We start from the raw sequence: 21,996 nt of genomic DNA on the forward strand, positions 1-21,996 counted from the left end.
CACCTTACGCCGAATGGAGGGCGCATATGCTCTGCGTCGTGGAAAACCACTCCTTGCCGCGCACAGCAGCCTTCTTTGACCTGGACAAGACGGTCATTGCGAAGTCGTCGGCGCTGACCTTCAGCAAGTCCTTCTACCACGGTGGGCTGATCAACCGCCGCGCCGTGCTCAGAACGGCGTACACCCAGTTCGTCTTCCTCGCAGGCGGCGCCGACCACGACCAGATGGAGCGGATGCGGAAGTACCTGTCCGCGCTCTGCAAGGGCTGGAACGTGCAGCAGGTGAAGGAGATCGTCGCCGAGACCCTGCACGATCTGATCGATCCGATCATCTACGACGAGGCGGCCTCCCTGATCGAGGAGCACCACACCGCCGGCCGCGACGTCGTCATCGTCTCGAGTTCGGGCGCCGAGGTCGTCGAGCCGATCGGCGAGCTGCTGGGCGCCGACCGCGTGGTGGCGACGCGGATGGTGGTCGGCGAGGACGGCTGCTTCACCGGAGAGGTGGAGTACTACGCGTACGGACCCACCAAGGCGGAGGCGGTGAAGGAGCTCGCCGCGGCCGAGGGGTACGACCTCGAACGCTGCTATGCCTACAGCGACTCCATCACCGATGTCCCGATGCTGGAGGCAGTGGGTCATCCGTACGCGGTCAACCCCGACCGGGCACTGCGCCGTGAGGCCTCCTCACGCGGCTGGCCGACTCTTGTCTTCGACCGCCCGGTGCGACTGAAGCAGCGCATTCCGGGGTTCACGATGCCGGCGCGCCCCGCACTCCTCGCGGCGGCGGCGGTGGGAGCGGCGGCGGTCACGGCCGGCCTTGTCTGGTACACCAGCCGGCGCCGCAGCGCCGCTGCCTTTGCCCGCATTTGAGATTGAAAGTAAAAAGTGCGGTCAGGGGTTCCGCTTGTCGTACCGCTGGAGTACAAAGGAATTAACGGCCCGCGAGACCTGGGACATCCGAGAGGATCACCTTCTACGCAACAAAGGCCCCACGGACCGAGCATGGACGCCGAGCACCCACGCGACGTCGACCCGTCGATTACGGGCCAGCCGCACCAGGTGACGGGCAAAGTTCCCGACCTGATGGGCAACATCTCGAGGACGCTTGGTAACTCGGTCGACATGCCAGCGGCGGTACCAACCGGTACCGCCGCAACCCTTTCACCAGGTTCTTCTCCGCGCCCAACCCGCTGTGCGAACAGCGCCCTTGGCCGAGCCGGACGATGTCCCGACCACGGTCACGCCGCTCCTCGCTGGAGTGCCTCGCACACGGCCGTGGACTCCCGCACCCCGAGTTCGACAGCGCGGCCGCAGTGGGCGATCCAGGCGCCCATGCCCTCGGGAGTCCCGGACAGATAGCCGCCGAACGCCTCGACGTACTCCGTACGGCCGAGTTCGGCGTGACCCACCTCGGCGGGGCAGATCGACTTGGGGTCCAGTCCGCTGCCGACGAGGACGATGCGCTCCGCCGCCCGGGCGACCAGCCCGTTGGCCGAGGAGAAGGGACGCAGGGCGAGCAGCTCACCGTGCACCACGGCGGCCAGGACCAGCGCGGGGGCCGAACTTCCCGTGATGACCAGTCCCGCCAGCCCGTCGAGCCGCCCGGCGACCTCGCCCGCGTCCGGCAGCGGCGCCTCGATCAGTGGCTCGTCGACCTCCTCCCCCGCCAGCCGCGGCCGGCCGACCGACTCGTCGGGGGCGACCCCGCCCTCGGCGACCAGATGGAGCCGGGCCAGGACGCGCAGCGGGGACTGCCGCCAGATGGACAGCAGCTGCCCCGCCTCGGCGGTCAGCCGGAGGGCGGCCCCCACGGTACGGGCCTCCGCTTCGCTCCCGAAGTCGGTGCGTCGGCGCACCTCCTCCAGCGCCCAGTCCGCGCCCGAGAGCGCTGCGGAGGCCCGGGCCCCGCGGAGCGCGGCCTCCGAGGTGACCTCGTTGCTGCGACGTCGCATGACGCGGTGCCCGTAGACCCGGTCGACAGCCTTGCGCACCGAGTCCACGGCATCCGCGACACCGGGAAGATCACCCAGCGCGGCCAAGGGGTCAGAGGCATTCGTACTCATAAGTAGGGAGGCTACGCGCACCGGGCTCGCGCCCCACGTTGGAGTGGTCTTCTTCACGCACACCGGACACCGTGGGCGATGATGCCGCTACCTTAGGTGAACATGAAGATCGCTTTCGTGGGAAAGGGCGGTAGCGGCAAGACGACGCTGTCCTCGCTCTTCATCCGTCACCTCGCCGCGCAGCAGGCCCATGTCGTCGCGGTGGACGCCGACATCAACCAGCACCTGGGCGCGGCGCTCGGGCTCGACGAGCAGGAGGCCGCGGCGCTGCCCGCGATGGGAGCGCACTTGCCGCTCATCAAGGAGTACCTGCGCGGCACCAACCCGCGGATCACCTCCGCGGACACGATGATCAAGACGACACCGCCGGGAGGCGGTTCCCGGCTGCTGCGCGTCCGTGAGAACAATCCGGTCTACGACGCCTGCGCCAGGACGGTACGGCTCGACGACGGGCAGATCAGGCTGATGGCGACCGGCCCGTTCACCGAGTCGGACCTCGGGGTCGCCTGCTACCACTCCAAGGTCGGGGCGGTGGAGCTGTGCCTCAACCATCTCGTCGACGGCCCGGACGAGTACGTGGTGGTCGACATGACGGCGGGCTCCGACTCCTTCGCCTCCGGCATGTTCACCCGGTTCGACATGACGTTCCTTGTGGCCGAGCCCACCCGCAAGGGCGTCTCGGTGTACCGGCAGTACAAGGAGTACGCCCGGGATTTCGGCGTCGCGCTCCGGGTCGTCGGCAACAAGGTGCAGGGACCGGACGATCTCGAGTTCCTGCGTGACGAGGTGGGCGACGACCTCCTCGTGACCGTCGGGCACTCGGACTGGGTGCGGTCGATGGAGAAGGGCCGTCCACCGCGGTTCGCCCTGCTGGAGGAGCCCAACCGGGCCGCGCTGCGCACGCTGCGACAGTCGGCGGACGCGTCCTGCGCCCGGCGCGACTGGGTGCGGTACACGCGGCAGATGGTGCACTTCCACCTGAAGAACGCGGAGAGCTGGGGCAATGCGAAGACGGGGGCCGACCTGGCAGCCCAGGTCGACCCCGACTTCGTGCTCGGCGAGCAGGCCGCGCAGTTCAGCGCGCCGCAACCGGCCTGATCACCGCGGGCCCGTCGTGCGCCGACCGGTCCGGGACGGCCCCGCGGCCGCTCCCGTCCGGCCGGGCCGGAATCGTCCGGCCCGCGGCGGGAGCGCCGTCCGCGGCGGAGACACCGGTGCCGGTCCTCGTGCCCAGGGCGGACTTCGCCTCCGGTGCGGTTCCTCCCCCGCCGGTGCCGGATCCGGCCGTACCGGATGCGGAAGCGCCGGATCGGGCCGGAGCCGACCCGGCCCTCGCGCCGGACCGGTCAGGCGTGCTCCCGCCCGGTTTGTCGGACCCCGAGGAGGCGGCGGTCAGGAAGTCCTTCCAGCCGCTCCTCGGCGCCTGGCCGACGGGCAGAGTACGCAGTCGCCTCAGCACCTCGGGGTCCTGCGCGTCGAGCCAGTCGACGAGCTGACGGAACGACACGCATCGCACGTCACGCTGCACACAGACGTAACCGATGGTCTGCTCGACGGCGCGCACATAGGCGCCGCCGTTCCACGACTCGAAGTGGTTGCCGATGACGAGCGGGGCGCGGTTGCCCATGTAGGCCCGGTTGAAGCCCTTGATCAGCCCGTCGCGCATCTGGTTTCCCCAGAAGGTGTGCATGCTGGGGGCGCCCTTCGCGGTACCCGACTGATTGATCATGAAGTTGTAGTCCGTGGACAGCGTCTCGAAGGCGCGGCCCGGCACCGGGACCATCTGCAGGGAGAGGTCCCACAGTCCGTGCTTCCTGTCCGGCCAGATCTGCTCGCTGATCCCGCTGCTGTCGTAGCGGAAGCCCTGCTTCGCCGCGATCCGCAGGAAGTTGTCACGCCCCTCCAGGCAGGGCGTACGGGCGCCGATGAGCTCCCGGTCGTAGTCGAACGGCAGCGACTGCTCGTGCGGCAGGCCCGCGTTGGTCCGCCACTTCTTCACGAACGACTTGGCCTGGGCGAGTTCGCTCCCCCACTCCTCGGGCGTCCAGGTGGCACCACCGCCCAGGGGGCCGCAGAAGTGGCCGTTGAAGTGGGTGCCGATCTCGTTCCCGTCGAGCCAGGCGCCTCTCAGTTCGCGAACGGTGGCCTTGATGCCCTTGGTGTCGTTGAAGCCGATGTCGGAGCGGCCCCGTTCGTGCCGGGGCGGGTCGTACAACTCGGACTTCGACTCCGGGAGCAGGTACACGCCACTGAGGAAGTAGGTCATCGTGATGCCGTGCTTCCTGCCCACTTCCCGGAAGTGGGAGAAGAGCTTCAGGTCGTCCTCGCCGGCCCCGTCCCAGGAGAACACCACGAACTGCGGCGGTTTCTGCCCCGGCTTCAGCCGCTCCGGGCGCGCCTGCCCCGGTTGGGCCCCGGTGTACGAGGTCGAGCCGTCGCCGATCTGACCGAGCTGGTTCCCCAGGGCGCCGGAGAGCCCCGAGCCTCCGTCGCCACCGGAACACGCGGCGAGGCCCATGACGAGCGCGATGGTCACGGCACCGAGACCGGCCCTCCGTGCGGCGGGCAGCATCCGTCCACCCTCTTTCGTCGTGTGCGGTGAAGTGCGATCGAAACGCCCGTACGACTGCGGACCAGAACAAGGTCGCACCAAGGATCACGGGGCCGGGGAGACAGGCCGAACCAGGATGATTAATCACCGGATCGGGCGAATCGCACGCCGCCGCTCGCCGAGCCTGCCGGCCGAACGGAAGACCGCCTCCGGGGCCCACCACCACCCGGTCGCCCGCCCGTCCGCGAGGGATGGCGAGCCTCCCGGGGACACCCCGCCGGGGCCGCCCGCCCGGGGGTGAACCGACCCGGTGTGGCATACGTGAGTACCAGTGGCCCCTTCCCCCACCGCCCGGGGAGAAGGGGCCGCTCGCCCGGGACGGCGGACCGGGCTTCCCGCCGGCCACTCCGGCCACTCCGACCCCAATAGGTCTAAACCAATTTCTTGAAGGCCCTTGTCACCCGGCCATCCGCCTGATGAGCTATGGCCTGGGACACATAGGCACATAGGACGCCCTGGGAAAGGGAGAAGTCGTGAGCAACGAGAGCCTGGCCAACCTCTTGAAGGAAGAGCGGCGGTTCGCACCGCCGGCCGAGCTGGCCGCGCACGCCAACGTGACGGCGGAGGCGTACGAGCAGGCCGCGGCGGACAGGCTTGGCTTCTGGGCCGAGCAGGCGCGACGGCTCAGCTGGGCCGAGGAGCCGACCGAGACCCTGGACTGGTCGAACCCGCCCTTCGCCAAGTGGTTCGCCGACGGCAGGCTCAACGTCGCGTACAACTGCGTCGACCGCCACGTCGAGGCCGGTCACGGGGACCGCGTCGCCATCCACTTCGAGGGCGAGCCGGGCGACAGCCGGTCCCTCACCTACGCCGAGCTCAAGGACGAGGTCTCCCGGGCCGCCAACGCCCTGACGGAGCTGGGGGTCCGCAAGGGCGACCGGGTCGCGGTCTATCTGCCCATGATCCCCGAGGCCGCCGTGGCGATGCTGGCCTGCGCCCGGATCGGCGCCGCACACTCGGTCGTCTTCGGCGGATTCTCGGCGGACGCGGTCGCGTCCCGCATCCAGGACGCCGACGCCAAGCTGGTGATCACCGCCGACGGTGGCCACCGCCGCGGCAAGCCCAGCGCCCTCAAGCCCGCCATCGACGAGGCGGTCGCCAAGTGCCCGCAGGTCGAGCACGTGCTGGTGGTCCGTCGCACCGGCCAGGAAACCGCGATCACCGAGGGCCGGGACGTGTGGTGGCACGACGTCGTCGACCGCCAGCCGGCCGAGCACACCCCCGAGGCGTTCGAGGCGGAGCACCCGCTGTTCATCCTGTACACATCCGGCACGACGGGTAAGCCGAAGGGGATCCTGCACACCTCCGGCGGCTACCTCACCCAGGGGGCCTACACCCACCACGCCGTCTTCGACCTCAAGCCGGACACCGACGTCTACTGGTGCACGGCCGACATCGGCTGGGTGACCGGCCATTCGTACATCGTGTACGGGCCCCTCGCCAACGGCGCGACGCAGGTGATGTACGAGGGCACGCCCGACACCCCGCACCAGGGCCGCTTCTGGGAGATCGTCCAGAAGTACGGCGTCACGATCCTCTACACGGCCCCGACGGCGATCCGCACGTTCATGAAGTGGGGCGACGACATCCCCGCCAAGTTCGACCTGTCGAGCCTGCGCGTCCTCGGCTCGGTCGGCGAGCCGATCAACCCCGAGGCATGGATCTGGTACCGGGAGCACATCGGCGGCGGAACCACCCCCATCGTGGACACCTGGTGGCAGACCGAGACCGGGGCCATGATGATCTCGCCGCTGCCCGGCGTCACCGAGACCAAGCCCGGATCGGCCCAGCGCCCGCTGCCCGGCATCGCCGCGACCGTCGTCGACGACGAGGGCCACGAGGTGCCCAACGGCGGTGGGGGCTATCTGGTCCTCACCGAGCCGTGGCCGTCGATGCTCCGCACCATCTGGGGCGATGACCAGCGCTTCATCGACACCTACTGGTCGCGCTTCGAGAGCCGGTACTTCGCGGGCGACGGCGCGAAGAAGGACGACGACGGCGACATCTGGCTGCTGGGCCGCGTCGACGACGTGATGCTGGTCTCGGGCCACAACATCTCGACGACCGAGGTCGAGTCGGCCCTGGTCGCGCACCCCAAGGTTGCCGAAGCCGCCGTCGTCGGCGCGGCCGACGAGACGACCGGCCAGGCCATCGTGGCGTTCGTGATCCTGCGCGGGACCGCGAGCGAGGACGAGGCCCTCGTCGCCGAGCTCCGCAACCACGTCGGGGCGACGCTCGGGCCGATCGCCAAGCCCAAGCGCGTCCTGCCGGTGGCCGAGCTGCCCAAGACCCGGTCCGGCAAGATCATGCGCCGGCTGCTGCGGGACGTGGCGGAGAACCGCCGGCTCGGTGACGTCACGACCCTCACCGACTCCTCGGTGATGGATCTCATCCAGTCCAAGCTGCCGACGGCGGCCTCGGAGGACTGAGTCCGCGGGTCCCCTCCAGGGGCACCCGGCGCTGACGCGCCGGGTGCCCCTTTTGCGCCTAAGGTGAAGATCGATGATCGTACCGACGTACCCCCCGCCGAGGTCATTAGGTAGGGTAAGGAATCGCGTCAACGACGCGACAGGACAACCAAGGTGCGCCGGGAAGTCTGGTCGGCATGTGCTTTGCCGTGCCTATCCGACCGGAGGTCCCCACCCGTGGCAGCGCCGACCCCCACCCCCCGCAAGTTCCTCGGGCGCCTCTCCCTCCCCGAGCGGAACTTCGTGGCGGACGCCCTGCGCACCGAGACCGTCGGCGGGATCCTGCTGCTGGCCGCCGCCGTCGCCGCACTCCTCTGGGCGAACACCCCCCTCGGCCGCAGCTACGAGGCCGTGGCCGACTTCCATCTGGGCCCGGCGGCCCTCGGGCTCGACCTGTCCATCCAGCACTGGGCGGCCGACGGGCTGCTGGCGATCTTCTTCTTCGTCGCAGGTATCGAGCTCAAGCGGGAGCTCGTGGCGGGCGAACTGCGAGACCCCAAGGCCGCGGCGCTGCCGGTCATCGCCGCGGTGTGCGGTATGGCGGCCCCCGCACTCGTCTACACCCTGGTCAGCACCGCCGGCGGTGGCTCCCTGGCGGGCTGGGCGGTGCCCACGGCCACTGACATCGCCTTCGCCCTCGCAGTGCTGGCGGTGATCGGCACATCGCTCCCGTCCGCGATCCGCGCCTTCCTCCTCACCCTCGCCGTCGTCGACGACCTCTTCGCGATCCTGATCATCGCGATCTTCTTCACCAGCGATCTGAACTTCGCCGCGCTCGGCGGGGCCCTGGCCGGCCTCGCGGTCTTCTGGCTGCTGCTGCGCAAGGGCGTGCGCGGCTGGTACGTCTACGTCCCGCTGGCCCTGGTCATCTGGGGGCTCATGTACAACAGCGGCGTCCACGCCACCATCGCCGGTGTCGCCATGGGCCTGATGCTGCGCTGCACCCGGCGCGAGGGCGAGGAGCAATCCCCCGGCGAGCACATCGAGCACCTCGTGCGGCCGATCTCGGCCGGCCTCGCGGTACCGCTGTTCGCGTTGTTCTCGGCCGGGGTCAGCGTCTCCGGCGGCGCGCTGCACGCCGTCTTCACCCGCCCCGAGCCCCTCGGGGTCGTCCTCGGTCTGGTGATCGGCAAGACCATCGGCATCTTCGGCGGCACCTGGCTCGCCGCCCGCTTCACCAGGGCCGAACTCAACGAGGACCTTGCCTGGCCGGACGTCTTCGCCGTCGCGTCGCTGGCCGGCATCGGCTTCACCGTCTCCCTGCTCATCGGCGAGCTGGCCTTCGCCGGCGACGCCGCCCTGACCGACGAGGTCAAGGCGGCCGTACTGCTCGGCTCCCTGATCGCCGCCGTGATCGCCTGTGTGCTCCTGAAACTTCGGGTACGCAAGTACCAGGCCCTCTGCGAGGCGGAGGAGCGCGACGAGGACCAGGACGGCATCCCGGACGTGTACGAACAGGACAACCCGGAGTACCACCTGCGGATGGCCGAGATCTACGAGAAGAGGGCAGCGGAGCACCGGCGCATGGCGGAAGTCGCGGGTGCGTCGCGCGACAACGGCGACAGTCCGGCATGATCTGACAGCAGATCCCAAGCAGAGATGAGGGAGTCACCGATGAGCGACCCCGGCAGCACAACCACCACCGTCGAAGCCGCGGGCGACGTGGTCGGACCGGTTCGGCTGGCCGGCGCCGACAAGACCATGGGACAACTGGTGGCGACGGCGACCGCCGAGTTGTCCGCCCTGGTGCACGACGAGATCGCGCTGGCCAAGGCCGAACTCAGGCAGGACGTCAAGCGGGGGGTGACGGGCGGGGTCGCCGGGACGGTCGCCGGAGTGCTCGCCCTGTTCTCCCTGCCGGTGCTGAGCTTCGCCGCCGCCTACGGCATCCACAATCTCGGGCTGGGACTCGCCTGGTCGTTCCTGATCGTGGGAGCGGCGTTCCTGCTGCTCGCGAGCCTGGCGGCGCTGCTGGCCGTGACCAAGTTCAAGAAGGTCAAGCCGCCGGAGCGCTCCATCGCCTCGGCCAAGCAGACGGCCGCCGTGCTTCAGAACGCCAAGCCGCACCCCCGAGGGGCCAAGGACCCGTCCACATCTGTGGCACGCTCGTCGGCATGACGGCACCCGATACGCCCTCTGTCGGCAACGGAAGCGGCACCGGAAACGGCGGCCCCGTGCGGATCGACGGTCCCTGGACCCATCGCGACGTGGCGGCCAATGGTGCGCGCTTCCACATCGCGGAACTGGGCGACGGGCCGCTGGTGCTGCTCCTGCACGGCTTCCCCCAGTTCTGGTGGACCTGGCGGCACCAGCTGACCGCGCTGGCCGACGCGGGCTTCCGCGCGGTCGCGATGGACCTCCGCGGCGTGGGGGGCAGCGACCGTACGCCCCGGGGCTACGACCCGGCGAACCTCGCACTCGACATCACCGGCGTCGTACGGTCCCTCGGCGAGCCCGACGCGGCCCTCGTCGGACACGACCTCGGCGGCTACCTCGCCTGGACGGCGGCCGTGATGCGGCCCAAGCTCGTCCGCCGGCTCGCGGTCTCCTCGATGCCGCACCCGCGCCGTTGGCGCTCCTCGATGCTCGGCGACTTCGCACAGAGCCGCGCCGGATCGTATGTGTGGGGCTTCCAGCGGCCGTGGCTGCCGGAACGTCAGCTCCTCGCGGACGACGCGGCCTTGGTGGGCCGGCTGATCCGGGAGTGGTCCGGTCCGCGTCCGCCCGAGGAGGACGCGCTCGACGTCTACCGCCGTGCCATGTCCATCCCGTCGACGGCGCATTGCTCGATCGAGCCGTACCGGTGGATGGTGCGGTCGATCGCGCGTCCGGACGGCATCCAGTTCAACCGCAGGATGAAGCGCCCCGTCCGGGTGCCGACGCTGCACCTCCACGGCTCCCTGGATCCGGCGATGCGTACGCGCAGCGCGGCGGGGTCGGGCCAGTACGTCGAAGCCCCGTACCGCTGGCGGCTGTTCGACGGACTCGGCCACTTCCCCCACGAGGAGGACCCCGTGGCGTTCTCCAACGAGCTCATCAACTGGCTGAAGGACCCCGAGCCCGACCGCTGACGCCCGGCAGCGGCGGACACGGCGCGCCCCGCCCGCCGGAGCCGAACCCGACGGCGGACAGCCTGGACGCCGTTCGGGGAGCCGTCCTCCCGCGAACGGGTGTGCGACGAACGGGGATTGCCTGGCGCATAGGCCAATTGGCGGGCCCGGACGCGGTTACCGACCTTGGGGCACGGGCACACGTCGGGGTATGGGCTGGACGCACGACTACAGTGACACAGCACGCGACTCCCGCTCGGCCTCCGCGCCGCTGGCGGACGAAAGGGGCGGCCCCCGGGGGCGGGGCCATGATCCCCGTCTCGGGATTCCGCGCATCCTCCGCCGCCGGGCCCGCTGGGTCTCGGCACGACTGCGCCATCCTCGCGGCTGACGCCGTCACGACGGCGTCGGCGTCACCTGCTCACGCACGTCCCCACTGGGGCGGACACCCCTGTGGACGCGGAGACCCTCGCGGGACATGTCTTCCCGGGGGCAGCCGTGATTCCGGGTGCTGCTCTCCGGGGTGTGTGCCACACGTCCGGGCCGGCTGTTCCTCGGCACGGGTCGAGCCCCGGCGCACGGCTGCCCCGCCCACACGGAGCGTCGCTGACGTCGGTGTCAGCGACGGCATGGCGGGTGTCGTGCGCGGACGGTCCCGGCAGGAGCCGTGGCGTCCCGGCCGGAAGGCGCACACGGCGCAGCACTCGGCACACGGGCGAGGAGCCCCCCGGGCATGCCCTGCGGCCGGGCCATGACACGGATCCGAACCGGCTGACGTCCGGGCCGGGTGCGGTGCCGGCCGTCGCGCATGCGTACGGCGGGGAGTGTCAGAGCGCGCAGCCCTGGCTGTCGACCTCCTGGTTGGCCATGCGGCCGAGCCTGATGTCGTCGCGGATCTCGTCCGCCGTCAGCGCGTAGCCGGTGTCGGCGTCGTCGAGGGACCGGGCGAAGATCACTCCGTACACCTGGCCGTCGGCGGTGAGCAGTGGGCCGCCGGAGTTGCCCTGGCGGACCGTCGCGAACAGCGAGTAGACATCGCGGCGCACCTCGCCGCGGCGGTAGATGTCGGGCCCCTTGGCGTCTATACGACCGCGGACGCGCGCCGAGCGGACGTCGTACGACCCGTTCTCCGGGAAGCCCGCGACGATGGCGCTGTCACCGGTGCGGGCGTCCCCGTCCGTGAAGCGGAGGGGCGGCGCCTTCAGGTCGGGGACGTCCAGCACGGCGATGTCACGCTGCCAGTCGTAGAGGACGACCTTGGCGTCGTAGCGCCGGCCCTCGCCGCCTATCTGCACGGTCGGCTCGTCCACTCCACCCACGACGTGCGCGTTCGTCATGACCCGGCGCTCGGCGAAGACGAAGCCGGTGCCCTCGAGCACCTTGTTGCAGCTCTGCGCGGTGCCGACGACCTTGACGATGGACCGCTGGGCGCGGGCCGCGACCGGGCTGTCGACCAGCGCCGGGTCCGGCGGCCTGACCTCGGTGATGGGTTCGTTGGCGAAGGGGCTGAAGACCTGCGGGAAGCCGTTCTGCGCGAGGATCGACGAGAAGTCGTCGAACCACGTGTCCGCCTGCGCCGGCATCACCCGGTCGACGCCGAGGAGGATCTTGGAGTTCCGGACCTCCTTGCCGAACGGCGGCAGCGTGGTGAAGGCGAACAGGGAGCCGATGATCCAGGCCACCAGCAGCATCGCGAGGACGTTCACGAGAGCGCCGCCGGTCGCGTCGAGCGCGCGCGCCGGGGTCCAGGTGATGTACCGCCTGAGCTTGTTGCCGAGGTGGGTGGTGAGGGCCTGCCCGACGGACGCGCAGACGATCACGATCACGACGGCGACGATCGCCGCTGCCGTGGACACCTCCGTATCGTTCGTCATCCGGTCCCAGAGGAACGGGAGCAGATAGACGGCGACGAGTCCACCGCCGAGGAACCCGATCACCGACAGGATGCCGACGACGAAGCCCTGACGGTATCCGACGACGGCGAACCACACGGCGGCGAGCAGCAGCAGGATGTCCAGCACGTTCACCGTCATTAGCCTCGCAGTTTCGTCGTCCGGCACTCCGTCCGGCAGGCAGGTTCCGGATCAGCTCCCGGTGGCGCAGGACCGGCCACCCGAGAAAAACAGCACGTGGGCAACGGTCTCATGCGCGCCAGTCGAGCGGGACCTGCTTGGCCCGGTCCCATGGGCGTTCCCAGCCGGCGAAATGAAGGATGCGGTCGATCACTCCGGCGGTGAATCCCCAGACCAGAGCCGATTCGACCAGGAATGCCGGACCGAGGTGGCCGCTGGGGTGGACGCTCGTGGCCCGGTTCGCGGGGTCCGTGAGATCCGCCACGGGCACCGTGAAGACCCGGGCGGTTTCGGCGGGGTCGACGGCGGCGACCGGGGAGCGGTCCCGCCACCAGCCGAGGACCGGGGTCACGACGAAGCCGCTCACCGGGATGTACAGCCGGGGCAGCACCCCGAAGACCTGGACGCCGGACGGATCCAGTCCCGTCTCCTCCTCCGCCTCCCGTAGGGCGGCGCGGAGCGGCCCGATGGTGGCCGGGTCCCCGTCCTCGGGGTCGAGGGCGCCGCCCGGGAACGACGGCTGACCCGCGTGGGAGCGCAGGCTGCTCGCCCGTTCCATGAGCAGCAGCTCGGGGCCCCTGGCACCGTCCCCGAAGAGGATCAGCACGGCGGACTGCCGGCCCCCGCCGCTCTCGGGCGGGAGGAACCGGCTGAGCTGCTCGGGAGCGATCGTCCCGGCGGACCGCTCGACGGGCTGCAGCCACTCGGGCAGGCCGTCGCTGCTCACGACCACATCGCCGTCGTATGTCTCATGTGTGCGTGTCATGGGCACCCCCGTGGTGTGCAACGCGTGCGGCGGCCGGGATCGTTCCGGCCGGCTCGGGCAGACCCGGGTTCCGGCGCGGCTCGGAGGACCCGGCAGAAGGACGGGACGGCGGGCCCGGCAGGAACGGCGAGGCCGCCGACCCGGGCGCAGCGGAGCTGGACGGACGGGCCCCGGCCGCCGGCACACCGGTCCTGCGGCAGGCGCTCGAAGGGATCACCCGGACCCCAGCGGGGGCGCGGGCTTGCCCGGGTAGTCGGGCGGAGGGTTCAGACGCTGTCCGGGGAAGCCGCCCTTCTCGTACTTGAGGAGCTTCTTCGCCTTCTCCGGGTCGGTCTCGCCCTCCCCGTACGAGGGGCACAGGCGGGTGATGGGGCAGGCACCACAGGCGGGCTTGCGGGCGTGGCAGATCCGGCGGCCGTGGAAGATCACCCGGTGGGAGAGCATCGTCCACTCGTTCTTCGGGAAGATCTCGGCGATCTCCGCCTCGATCTTGACCGGATCCTCCTGCTCGGTCCACTTCCATCGGCGGGCCAGCCGCATGAAGTGGGTGTCGACGGTGATGCCGGGCACCCCGAACGCGTTCCCCAGCACGACGAAGGCGGTCTTGCGCCCCACGCCCGGCAGCGTGACCAGGTCCTCCAGCCGCCCCGGAACCTCTCCGCCGAAGTCGTCCCGCAAGGCCCTGGAGAGGCCGAGGAGGGACTTCGCCTTCGCCCGGAAGAAGCCGGTCGGCCTGATGAGCTCTTCCAGTTCCTCCGGCACGGCCGCGGCCATGTCCTCGGGCGTCGGGTACTTCGCGAAGAGCGCGGGCGTCGTCTGGTTCACCCGCAGGTCCGTGGTCTGGGCGGACAGGACCGTGGCGACGAGCAACTGGAAGGGGTTCAGGAAGTCGAGCTCGGGATGTGCGTACGGGTACACGTCGGCCAGCTCACGGTTGATCCGCCGGGCACGACGCACCATCGCGGGCCTGGACTCGGGCTTCCCGGCCGGAGCGGCCGGCGCCTTGGCCGCCGTCCGGGAGGTTCCGGCCTTCTTCGCGGTGGCCTTCTTCGCGGTGGCCCTCTTCGCGGCGGTCTTCGTCGCGGGGACGGCCTTCTTCGCGGCGGCTTTCTTGGACGTGGCCGTGGCTTCGGAGGCCGCCGGCTCCACGGCGGATGTCCCGTCCACGGCCCCGGCCGGGGCGCTCCGGGCGACGCTCTTCCTGACCGCGGTCTTCTTCGCGGCGGCGCTCCTCGCCTCCGGCGTCTTCCGCGCGGTCGCCCGCGGCGTCTCCGGGGAAGCCATGGAGGTAGTCCTGTTCTTCGCTTTTGCTACTTTTGTCGGTAGAGGCGAATCGTGTTCGCCCACAGCGGAATCCTGCTGCCCTGCCACCCTGATGGCCCCCTCGGCCTGCGCTCTCACCGGCGAATTGGACACCCGGCCAGCCTAAGGGCCGCCACGGACATCTGCCCCGGCCATGGCGGATCACCACTCGAATCGGCCCCTGCCTGACGACAGGAGGGGCGGGTGCGTCAAACTTGTGTCGGGCCCTTGTGATCGATCGCACTGTTTTGGTGTGCGGCATCATGGGGACCACCGTCCCCTGAGCAGGTCGACAAGGAGAGAACTCGTGGACGACGTTCTGCGGCGCGCCCCGCTCTTCGCGGCGCTCGATGACGAGCAGGCCGCGGAGCTCCGCGCCTCGATGAGTGAAGTGACGCTCGCCCGCGGCGACGCTCTCTTCCACGAGGGCGACCCCGGCGACCGCCTCTACGTGGTCACCGAGGGCAAGGTCAAGCTCCACCGCACCTCGCCCGACGGCCGGGAGAACATGCTGGCCGTGCTCGGCCCCGGTGAGCTGATCGGCGAGCTGTCCCTCTTCGACCCCGGTCCGCGTACCGCGACCGCCACCGCCCTCACCGAGGTCAAGCTCCTCGGCCTGGGCCACGGCGACCTGCAGCCCTGGCTGAACGCGCGCCCCGAGGTGGCCACCGCCCTGCTGCGCGCCGTCGCCCGCCGACTGCGCAAGACCAATGACCAGATGTCCGACCTGGTCTTCTCCGACGTTCCGGGCCGTGTCGCCCGGGCACTCCTCGATCTCTCGCGCCGCTTCGGCGTGCAGTCCGAGGAGGGCATCCACGTCGTCCACGACCTGACCCAGGAAGAGCTGGCCCAGCTCGTCGGTGCCTCCCGCGAGACGGTGAACAAGGCACTGGCCGATTTCGCACAGCGTGGCTGGCTCCGTCTCGAGGCCCGCGCCGTCATCCTGCTCGACGTGGAACGCCTCGCCAAGCGCTCCCGTTAACCTGCCCGGTCCCGACGGGCGGGTACGACCCGCGCCGGACCCCGAGACGCCGGGCCCGGCGTCCGACGGGCGCGGCGGGGAGCACATAGGCGATCCGCAACGCACCACACGGACGAACGAGGGGGCCGCCCGGCGACCATCCGCCCGGGCGGCCCCTTCGCACGTCCCGGGCGCTTCGGGACACTCGTGCACGGTCGGTCATCGCTCGCCGCCGTCCACGATCAGCGGGTTCGCCGCCCCGCCGCCGCGCGGAACGCTGAAAGCAAGCGGAGCGTAGAGCACACGGGCGGCTCCGGCCCGGGCACCTCCCGCCTCGCCGGGACGATCTCCCCCTCCCGCCCGGGAGGGGCCGGGAAGCGCTGGAGGACCTGTTCCTGGCGGGCTGGGAAGGCGGTCGTGAGCGAGGGGCCCAGCCGGCACGAAGCCTCCGGCCGGGCCCGGCCGCGCCGAAGGCCAAGCCCTAGATGAGACCGTGTTCCCGCAGGTACTCGAGCTGCGCCCGCACCGAGAGCTCCGCCGCGGGCCAAAGCGACCGGTCCACGTCCGCGTACACGTGTGCGACCACGTCGGCCGCCGAGCGGTGGCCGTTCTCCACGGCCGTCTCGACCTGCGCGAGCCGGTTCGCACGATGGGCGAGATAGAACTCCACCGCGCCCTGGGCGTCCTCCAGCACCGGTCCGTGTCCCGGGAGCACCGTGTGCACACCGTCGTCCACGGTCAGGGACCGTAGCCGGCGCAGCGAGTCGAGGTAGTCGCCGAGGCGGCCGTCAGGATGCGCGACGACCGTCGTGCCCCGGCCGAGGATGGTGTCGCCCGTCAGCACGGCCCGGTCGGCGGGCAGATGGAAGCAGAGCGAGTCCGCGGTGTGCCCGGGGGTCGGCACGACCCTCAGTTCGAGGCCCCCGGTACGGATCACGTCCCCCGCGGCCAGCCCCTCGTCGCCGAGCCGGAGCGCGGGGTCGAGGGCGCGCACCCTCGTGCCGGTCAGCTCGGCGAACCGGGCGGCTCCCTCGGCGTGGTCCGGATGCCCGTGGGTGAGCAGGGTCAGGGCGATCCGCTTGCCCGCCTCCTCGGCCGCCGCGACGACGTTCCGCAGGTGCCCGTCGTCGAGCGGGCCCGGATCGACGACCACGGCGAGGTCGGAGTCGGGCTCGGCGACGATCCAGGTGTTGGTGCCGTCCAGGGTCATCGCGGAGGGATTGGGCGCCAGGACGTTGATCGTGCGGGAGGTCGCCCGCCCCGACACCACCGCGCCGCGCGGCTGCCCCGGCAGCGCCGATGCGTTCGTCATCGCGTGCCTCCCGTCGGTCCGGCCGGATCGGCCGGACCCGTGGGGACGTGCTTGGTGAACTCCTCGTGGCCGGGCCAGCTGAGCACCAGTTCGCCGTCCTCCAGGCGTGCCTGGGCCAGGATCGGCGCGAGGTCCTGCCCGGCGGCGGCCGCGAGGGCCTCCGTGGCGGTGGCGAACCGCCCCAGGACCCGCAGTGTGGCGATCGTCGGCGGCATCATCAGCAGTTCGCCCCTGTCGTACCCGGCGGCGGCGTCCGCGGGCCGGATCCACACCGTGCGGTCAGCCTCGGTCGAGGCGTTCCTGGTCCGCTGTCCACGCGGCAGCGAGGCGACGAAGAACCACGTGTCGAAACGGCGCGGCTCGAACTCCGGGGTGATCCAGCGAGCCCAGGCCCCCAGCAGGTCCGACCGCAGCACCAGGCCCCTGCGGTCCAGGAACTCGGCGAAGGACAGCTTCCGGTCGACGAGCGCGGCCCGGTCGGCCTCCCAGTCGTCGCCCGTGGTGTCCTCGACGACGCGGTCCGCGGTCTCCCCCGCGAGCAGGACTCCGGCCTCCTCGTAGGTCTCCCGGACCGCAGCGCAGACGATCGCCTGCGCGGACGCCTCGTCCTCGACGCCGAGCCGCCGCGCCCACTCGGCCGGCGAGGGACCCGCCCAACGCACCGGCCGGGCATCGCGCTCGTCCACTCCGCCGCCGGGGTAGACGTATGCGCCCCCGGCGAAGGCCATGGATGCGCGTCGGCGCAGCATATGGACGTGTGCACCCTCGGAGGTGTCCTTGAGCAGCATCACGGTCGCCGCCCGCCGGGGGGCGACGGCGGTGATCTCGCCCGCGGCGAGCGCCCGGATCCGGTCGGGCCATTCCGGTGGGTACCACTGACCATTGGACATGGCCGGATGCTATGCGCTCACGCGCGGATGTTCGAGGGGTGGCCGGTCCGCGGCGGCGGGTGGGACGGCCCGGCGGTCCCGCGCACGCCACGGTTCCGCCGGCGACCGCCGGCGGACGCGTCCCCGCCGGACCTCTCCGCCTCGCAGCGGCCCCGGGCCGCTCCCCCGCGAGGGGGCTCGGGACTCGCCCGGCGGGGCCCCGGACTCCCGCCCGGCGGAAGCCCGGGGTCCCGTCACGTCAGTCCTGGACCAGCTCCACCTGGATCTCGACCTCGACGGGCGCGTCCAGCGGCAGTACGGCGACACCCACGGCGCTGCGCGCGTGCACGCCCTTGTCGCCGAGGACCGCTCCGAGCAGCTCGCTCGCGCCGTTGACGACGCCGGGCTGTCCGGTGAAGTCGGAGGCGGAGGCGACGAAACCGACCACCTTCACGACCCGGGCGATCCGGTCCAGGTCACCGGCGATGGACTTCACGGCGGCCAGCGCGTTCAGCGCGCAGGTGGCGGCCAGTTCCCTGGCTTCCTCGGGGGTGACCTCCGCACCGACCTTGCCGGTGACCGGAAGCTTGCCCTCCACCATCGGGAGCTGCCCCGAGGTGTAGACGTACGGGCCCGACTGCACGGCCGGCTGATACGCCGCCAGCGGCGGGACGACGGCAGGCAGGGTCAGCCCGAGCTCGGTGAGCTTGGCCTCGACCGCCCCGCTCATGACTTCTCCCGCTTGAGGTAGGCCACGAGCTGCTCGGGGTTGTTCGGCCCGGGGACGACCTGGACGAGCTCCCAGCCGTCCTCGCCCCAGGTGTCCAGGATCTGCTTGGTCGCGTGCACGAGAAGGGGCACGGTCGCGTATTCCCACTTGGTCATGGAGCCGACTGTAGCCGCACCGGTGGGCGGCCCCGCGACACAGGTTCGCGCGGCACGCGAGACACCCGGTGCGCCTGACCCGCCCAACGCGACCCGGGGTCGCTTAGCCCGCGGGCCGACTGGTTAGGCTCCAGGACGTGAGCAGGCTCCAGGTCGTCAGCGGCAAGGGCGGTACCGGTAAGACGACGGTCGCCGCGGCCCTCGCGCTCGCCCTCGCGACCGAGGGAAAGCGCACTCTCCTCGTCGAGGTGGAGGGCAGGCAAGGCATCGCGCAGCTCTTCGAGACGGAGGCGCTGCCCTACGAGGAACGCAAGATCGCCGTCGCTCCCGGCGGCGGCGAGGTGCACGCGCTGGCCATCGACGCCGAGCGGGCCCTCCTCGACTACCTCCAGATGTTCTACAAACTCGGGTCGGCCGGCCGGGCCCTGAAGAAGCTCGGCGCGATCGACTTCGCCACGACCATCGCGCCGGGCGTGCGGGACGTGCTCCTGACGGGCAAGGCGTGCGAGGCCGTGCGCCGACGGGACAAGCAGGGCCGGTACGCCTACGACCACGTCGTCATGGACGCCCCCCCGACCGGCCGCATCACCCGCTTCCTGAACGTCAACGACGAGGTGGCGGGGCTGGCCAAGATCGGCCCGATACACAATCAGGCCCAGGCCGTGATGCGCGTCCTCAAGTCCGCGGAGACCGCGGTGCACCTGGTGACGCTGCTGGAGGAGATGCCCGTGCAGGAGACCGCGGACGGCATCGCCGAGCTGCGCGCCGCGGACCTCCCCACCGGCAAGGTGATCGTGAACATGGTGCGGCCGCACGTCCTCGACGAGGAGGCGGTCCGGGCCGCGGCGACCGCCGGACGCCGCAAGGACATCGCCAAGTCGCTGACCGGGGCCGGCGTCAGCGGCGCGGCCAAGCTGGTGGGGCCGCTGCTGGAACAGGCCGCCGAGCATGCCCAGCGGGTCGAGCTGGAGCGCGAGCAGCGTGCCGCGCTGGAGGCGCTGAAGCTGCCGGTGTACGAACTCCCGCTGCTGAGCGAGGGGGTCGACCTGGCTGGGCTCTACCAGCTGGCGACCGAACTGCGAAAGCTCGGAGTGGACGCCGAGGCCGATGCCGGGACGGATGCCCGATGACCGGACTGAACGGATGACGCCGTCGATGACGCATGGCAGCACCCTGCGGGACACACCGCTGCTCGAGATCGATCCACTGCTCGACGACCCGGGGATCCGCATCATCGTGTGCTGCGGCGCCGGCGGGGTGGGCAAGACGACGACCGCCGCCGCCCTCGGGGTACGGGCGGCCGAGCGCGGCCGCCGGGCGGTCGTGCTCACCATCGACCCCGCACGCCGGCTGGCCCAGTCGATGGGGATCGACCTGCTGGACAACACCCCTCGCCGGGTGGAAGGCATCGAGGGCGGCGGCGAGCTGCACGCCATGATGCTCGACATGAAGCGCACCTTCGACGAGATCGTCGAGGCGCACGCGGACCCGTCCCGGTCCCGCGCCATCCTGGAGAACCCCTTCTACCAGTCCCTGTCGGCCGGCTTCGCGGGCACGCAGGAGTACATGGCCATGGAGAAGCTGGGGCAACTGCGGGCGCGCGACGAGTGGGACCTGATCATCGTGGACACTCCCCCCTCGCGGTCGGCGCTGGACTTCCTGGACGCGCCGAAGCGGCTGGGGTCCTTTCTGGACGGCAAGTTCATCAGGCTGCTCATGGCCCCAGCGAAGATGGGCGGCCGCGCCGGGATGAAGTTCCTGAACGTCGGCATGTCGATGATGACCGGCACACTGGGAAAGCTGCTGGGCGGTCAGCTGCTGCGTGACGTACAGACCTTCGTGGCCGCGATGGACACGATGTTCGGCGGGTTCCGCACCCGTGCCGATGCCACGTACCGGCTGCTGCAGGCGCCCGGAACGGCGTTCCTGGTGGTCGCCGCCCCGGAGCGGGACGCACTGCGCGAGGCGGCGTACTTCGTGGAGCGCCTGGCGGCGGAGGAGATGCCACTGGCCGGGCTGGTGCTCAACCGCGTCCACGGCAGCGGCGCCGCCCGGTTGTCGGCCGAGCGCGCGCTGGCCGCCGCAGAAAATCTTGACGAGGGCCGCATTGTGGATCAGGAGGCCGGGAAGGCTGCTGAGCGTGGCACCACGGGGTCCTCTCCCACCCCTTCCGCCGTGGAGCCGGATTCCGAGTCCGACCAGCCCTCGGCACCCCCGACCTCACAACTGACCGCCGGTCTGCTGCGCCTGCATGCCGAACGGATGCAGGTGCTGTCGCGCGAGCAGCGCATGCGTGACCGCTTCACCGCACTCCACCCCGAGGTAGCCGTGGCCGAAGTGGCCGCGCTGCCGGGCGATGTGCACGACCTCACCGGCCTACGGGCCATCGGTCACAGGCTCGCGGGCGACACCCCTGCGGCCGGATCCGTGTAAGGACCGCGACGGCCTCCTGGCGCCCGGGTCGCCACCCGGGCGCACGGCGGAGCGACGCGTCCCACCGCCCGGCCGTGGGACGTACGGCCGATCCGCGTGGCCTCCCGGGCCCGCACGGGGCACAGGGTGTTTGATGCCGTCGTCGGCCCGTACTGTGTGCGGCCGCGCACAGACGAACGCGGGCACACCTCCGCGGGGCCCGGTGCGCGAACCCGTCCGCTGTGTGACGGCTCACATCCTGGTGGAGAGCTTCAACGCCGAGGCCACGCACGGCACGGGTGGACCGGACACGAGGTACGGCCGACTCGCTCGCCCCGCCCACCCAGGGCGGCACGGACGAGGGCGCACCACCGTAGGGCCGCACCGTCAGTCGGTGGGAACGACCGGACACGGCCAGGCGGAACACACACCACGGCGTGCGACACCGACCCGCACGGACCCAGGCGGCCCGCAGAGCGGCCGGAGCTCCCTGGGACCGCGAGCCGCGCAGAGGGTCACGATGCGGTGCGACCGAGCCGGACCCTCGGCCGCCTCGGCCGGTTCAGCCCACGGCGGCGAACGTCTCGTAGGTCTCGTCGTCCTCGAGCCCCACGGGCAGGATGCCGGCGCTCCGCTCGTACTCCGTACGCGCGGTCTCCAGCAGGCGACGCCAGGAGGTGACGGTGGGGCGCCGGCGCAGCAACGCGCGCCGCTCCCGCTCGGTCATGCCACCCCACACACCGAACTCGACACGATTGTCGAGCGCGTCGGCCAGGCACTCCGTCCGCACCGGGCATCCGGTGCACACCGCCTTGGCCCTGTTCTGCGCCGCTCCTTGTACGAACAGTTCATCCGGATCGGTAGTGCGGCAAGCTGCCTGCGCACTCCAGTCGGTTACCCAGCCCATGCCGGCGCCGTCCTCTCCCGAATCGAGGCTCCCCCACGGCGGCAGCGGCATATTCACCGCTGCCAGTTGAGGACGTTACGGAAGGTGGGCACAGCGCAACACCCCCTTCGGGCCCAATCTTGAATGGTCCGAACGGACTATGCGTAAGCGGCAGATCACCCGGGGGAGTGAGCTGGGGGCATACGTAATGAATCCGGCAAATCAGCCGGGCAGACGGAGCGGCCGCAGGGCGGACATCGCTGCGGAACATCTCGGGGATGGCGCGGGGTCTTGATACACAACCGCACTGCTGTGACAGTTGGGAGCAGCTTAGGCC

At 71.0% G+C, this 21,996-nt stretch carries 20 protein-coding genes; 10 read left to right on the top strand and 10 right to left on the bottom strand.

Annotated elements, in window-relative coordinates; genetic code table 11:
• The first annotated feature begins 26 nt into the window (after positions 1 to 26).
• Positions 27 to 872 carry an HAD-IB family hydrolase gene (locus AB0J10_RS15155; protein ID WP_363061613.1) on the top strand — a complete coding sequence of 282 codons (846 nt, stop codon included), beginning with the start codon at positions 27 to 29 and terminating at the stop codon, positions 870 to 872.
• Between the two features lie 368 nt (positions 873 to 1,240).
• Here the strand turns inward: AB0J10_RS15155 and AB0J10_RS15160 are convergent, their stop codons facing one another.
• Positions 1,241 to 2,065, bottom strand: coding sequence for an oxidoreductase (locus AB0J10_RS15160; RefSeq protein WP_363061615.1), 825 nt, complete (start codon positions 2,063 to 2,065; stop codon positions 1,241 to 1,243).
• Positions 2,066 to 2,167: 102 nt separating this feature from the next.
• Here AB0J10_RS15160 and AB0J10_RS15165 point away from each other — a divergent pair, with 102 nt between their 5' ends.
• Positions 2,168 to 3,163, top strand: a complete 996-nt coding sequence (locus AB0J10_RS15165; protein ID WP_363061617.1) for an ATP-binding protein — start codon at positions 2,168 to 2,170, stop codon at positions 3,161 to 3,163.
• On the opposite strand, the gene AB0J10_RS15170 is transcribed toward AB0J10_RS15165, so the two are convergent.
• Positions 3,141 to 4,637 (bottom strand): hypothetical protein, encoded by a 1,497-nt coding sequence (locus AB0J10_RS15170; protein ID WP_363061619.1) that lies wholly within the window; start codon positions 4,635 to 4,637, stop codon positions 3,141 to 3,143. The two genes, AB0J10_RS15165 and AB0J10_RS15170, sit on opposite strands and share 23 nt — an antisense overlap.
• A 512-nt stretch (positions 4,638 to 5,149) precedes the next feature.
• Here AB0J10_RS15170 and acs point away from each other — a divergent pair.
• The 5 genes from acs to AB0J10_RS15195 all read left to right on the top strand — a co-directional run bounded on the left by acs (position 5,150) and on the right by AB0J10_RS15195 (position 10,585).
• Complete coding sequence (acs, locus tag AB0J10_RS15175) at positions 5,150 to 7,105, top strand: acetate--CoA ligase (protein ID WP_363061621.1); 1,956 nt, start codon at positions 5,150 to 5,152, stop codon at positions 7,103 to 7,105.
• Positions 7,106 to 7,321: 216 nt separating this feature from the next.
• On the top strand, positions 7,322 to 8,719 hold the full coding sequence (nhaA, locus tag AB0J10_RS15180) for a Na+/H+ antiporter NhaA (RefSeq protein ID WP_363061623.1): 1,398 nt from the start codon (positions 7,322 to 7,324) through the stop codon (positions 8,717 to 8,719).
• 126 nt (positions 8,720 to 8,845) lie between these two features.
• Entirely contained in the window at positions 8,846 to 9,262 is a 417-nt protein-coding gene (locus AB0J10_RS15185) for a phage holin family protein (protein WP_363061771.1), read from the top strand.
• Positions 9,259 to 10,215, top strand: a complete 957-nt coding sequence (locus tag AB0J10_RS15190) for an alpha/beta hydrolase (RefSeq protein WP_363061625.1) — start codon at positions 9,259 to 9,261, stop codon at positions 10,213 to 10,215. Before AB0J10_RS15185 ends, AB0J10_RS15190 begins: the two co-directional genes overlap by 4 nt.
• 190 nt (positions 10,216 to 10,405) lie before the next feature.
• Positions 10,406 to 10,585, top strand: a complete 180-nt coding sequence (locus AB0J10_RS15195; RefSeq protein WP_363061627.1) for a hypothetical protein — start codon at positions 10,406 to 10,408, stop codon at positions 10,583 to 10,585.
• Positions 10,586 to 11,021: 436 nt separating this feature from the next.
• Here AB0J10_RS15195 and AB0J10_RS15200 read toward each other — a convergent pair whose 3' ends face one another.
• The 3 genes from AB0J10_RS15200 to nth all read right to left on the bottom strand — a co-directional run bounded on the left by AB0J10_RS15200 (position 11,022) and on the right by nth (position 14,316).
• Positions 11,022 to 12,221 (bottom strand): MarP family serine protease, encoded by a 1,200-nt coding sequence (locus AB0J10_RS15200; protein WP_363061773.1) that lies wholly within the window; start codon positions 12,219 to 12,221, stop codon positions 11,022 to 11,024.
• A gap of 115 nt (positions 12,222 to 12,336) precedes the next feature.
• On the bottom strand, positions 12,337 to 13,032 hold the full coding sequence (locus AB0J10_RS15205) for a CoA pyrophosphatase (protein ID WP_363061629.1): 696 nt from the start codon (positions 13,030 to 13,032) through the stop codon (positions 12,337 to 12,339).
• Between the two features lie 213 nt (positions 13,033 to 13,245).
• Complete coding sequence (gene nth, locus AB0J10_RS15210; RefSeq protein WP_363061631.1) at positions 13,246 to 14,316, bottom strand: endonuclease III; 1,071 nt, start codon at positions 14,314 to 14,316, stop codon at positions 13,246 to 13,248.
• A 325-nt stretch (positions 14,317 to 14,641) separates the two neighbouring features.
• On the opposite strand from nth, the gene AB0J10_RS15215 reads away from it, so the two are divergent.
• Positions 14,642 to 15,316 carry a Crp/Fnr family transcriptional regulator gene (locus AB0J10_RS15215; RefSeq protein ID WP_017947815.1) on the top strand — a complete coding sequence of 225 codons (675 nt, stop codon included), beginning with the start codon at positions 14,642 to 14,644 and terminating at the stop codon, positions 15,314 to 15,316.
• 460 nt (positions 15,317 to 15,776) lie between these two features.
• Here the strand turns inward: AB0J10_RS15215 and AB0J10_RS15220 are convergent, their stop codons facing one another.
• The 4 genes from AB0J10_RS15220 to AB0J10_RS15235 form a co-directional block, all read right to left on the bottom strand.
• Positions 15,777 to 16,607 carry an MBL fold metallo-hydrolase gene (locus tag AB0J10_RS15220; protein WP_363061633.1) on the bottom strand — a complete coding sequence of 277 codons (831 nt, stop codon included), beginning with the start codon at positions 16,605 to 16,607 and terminating at the stop codon, positions 15,777 to 15,779.
• Positions 16,604 to 17,497 (bottom strand): NUDIX hydrolase, encoded by an 894-nt coding sequence (locus tag AB0J10_RS15225; RefSeq protein WP_363061635.1) that lies wholly within the window; start codon positions 17,495 to 17,497, stop codon positions 16,604 to 16,606. Before AB0J10_RS15225 ends, AB0J10_RS15220 begins: the two co-directional genes overlap by 4 nt.
• 238 nt (positions 17,498 to 17,735) lie before the next feature.
• On the bottom strand, positions 17,736 to 18,206 hold the full coding sequence (locus AB0J10_RS15230; protein WP_363061637.1) for a RidA family protein: 471 nt from the start codon (positions 18,204 to 18,206) through the stop codon (positions 17,736 to 17,738).
• Complete coding sequence (locus AB0J10_RS15235; protein ID WP_017947820.1) at positions 18,203 to 18,361, bottom strand: DUF4177 domain-containing protein; 159 nt, start codon at positions 18,359 to 18,361, stop codon at positions 18,203 to 18,205. The genes AB0J10_RS15230 and AB0J10_RS15235 overlap by 4 nt, the downstream gene beginning before the upstream one ends.
• 137 nt (positions 18,362 to 18,498) lie before the next feature.
• On the opposite strand from AB0J10_RS15235, the gene AB0J10_RS15240 reads away from it, so the two are divergent.
• Positions 18,499 to 19,491: an ArsA-related P-loop ATPase gene (locus tag AB0J10_RS15240; protein WP_363061640.1), complete on the top strand. Its 993-nt coding sequence runs from the start codon at positions 18,499 to 18,501 to the stop codon at positions 19,489 to 19,491.
• A gap of 13 nt (positions 19,492 to 19,504) precedes the next feature.
• Entirely contained in the window at positions 19,505 to 20,794 is a 1,290-nt protein-coding gene (locus tag AB0J10_RS15245; protein WP_363061642.1) for an ArsA family ATPase, read from the top strand.
• 541 nt (positions 20,795 to 21,335) lie between these two features.
• Here AB0J10_RS15245 and AB0J10_RS15250 read toward each other — a convergent pair.
• A complete protein-coding gene (locus AB0J10_RS15250; RefSeq protein WP_171052979.1) occupies positions 21,336 to 21,680 on the bottom strand; it encodes a WhiB family transcriptional regulator in 345 nt (114 codons plus the stop codon).
• Between the last annotated feature and the right edge of the window lie 316 nt (positions 21,681 to 21,996).

It is taken from the genome of Streptomyces sp. NPDC049887 (genome assembly GCF_040656535.1).
Lineage (GTDB): Bacteria > Actinomycetota > Actinomycetes > Streptomycetales > Streptomycetaceae > Streptomyces.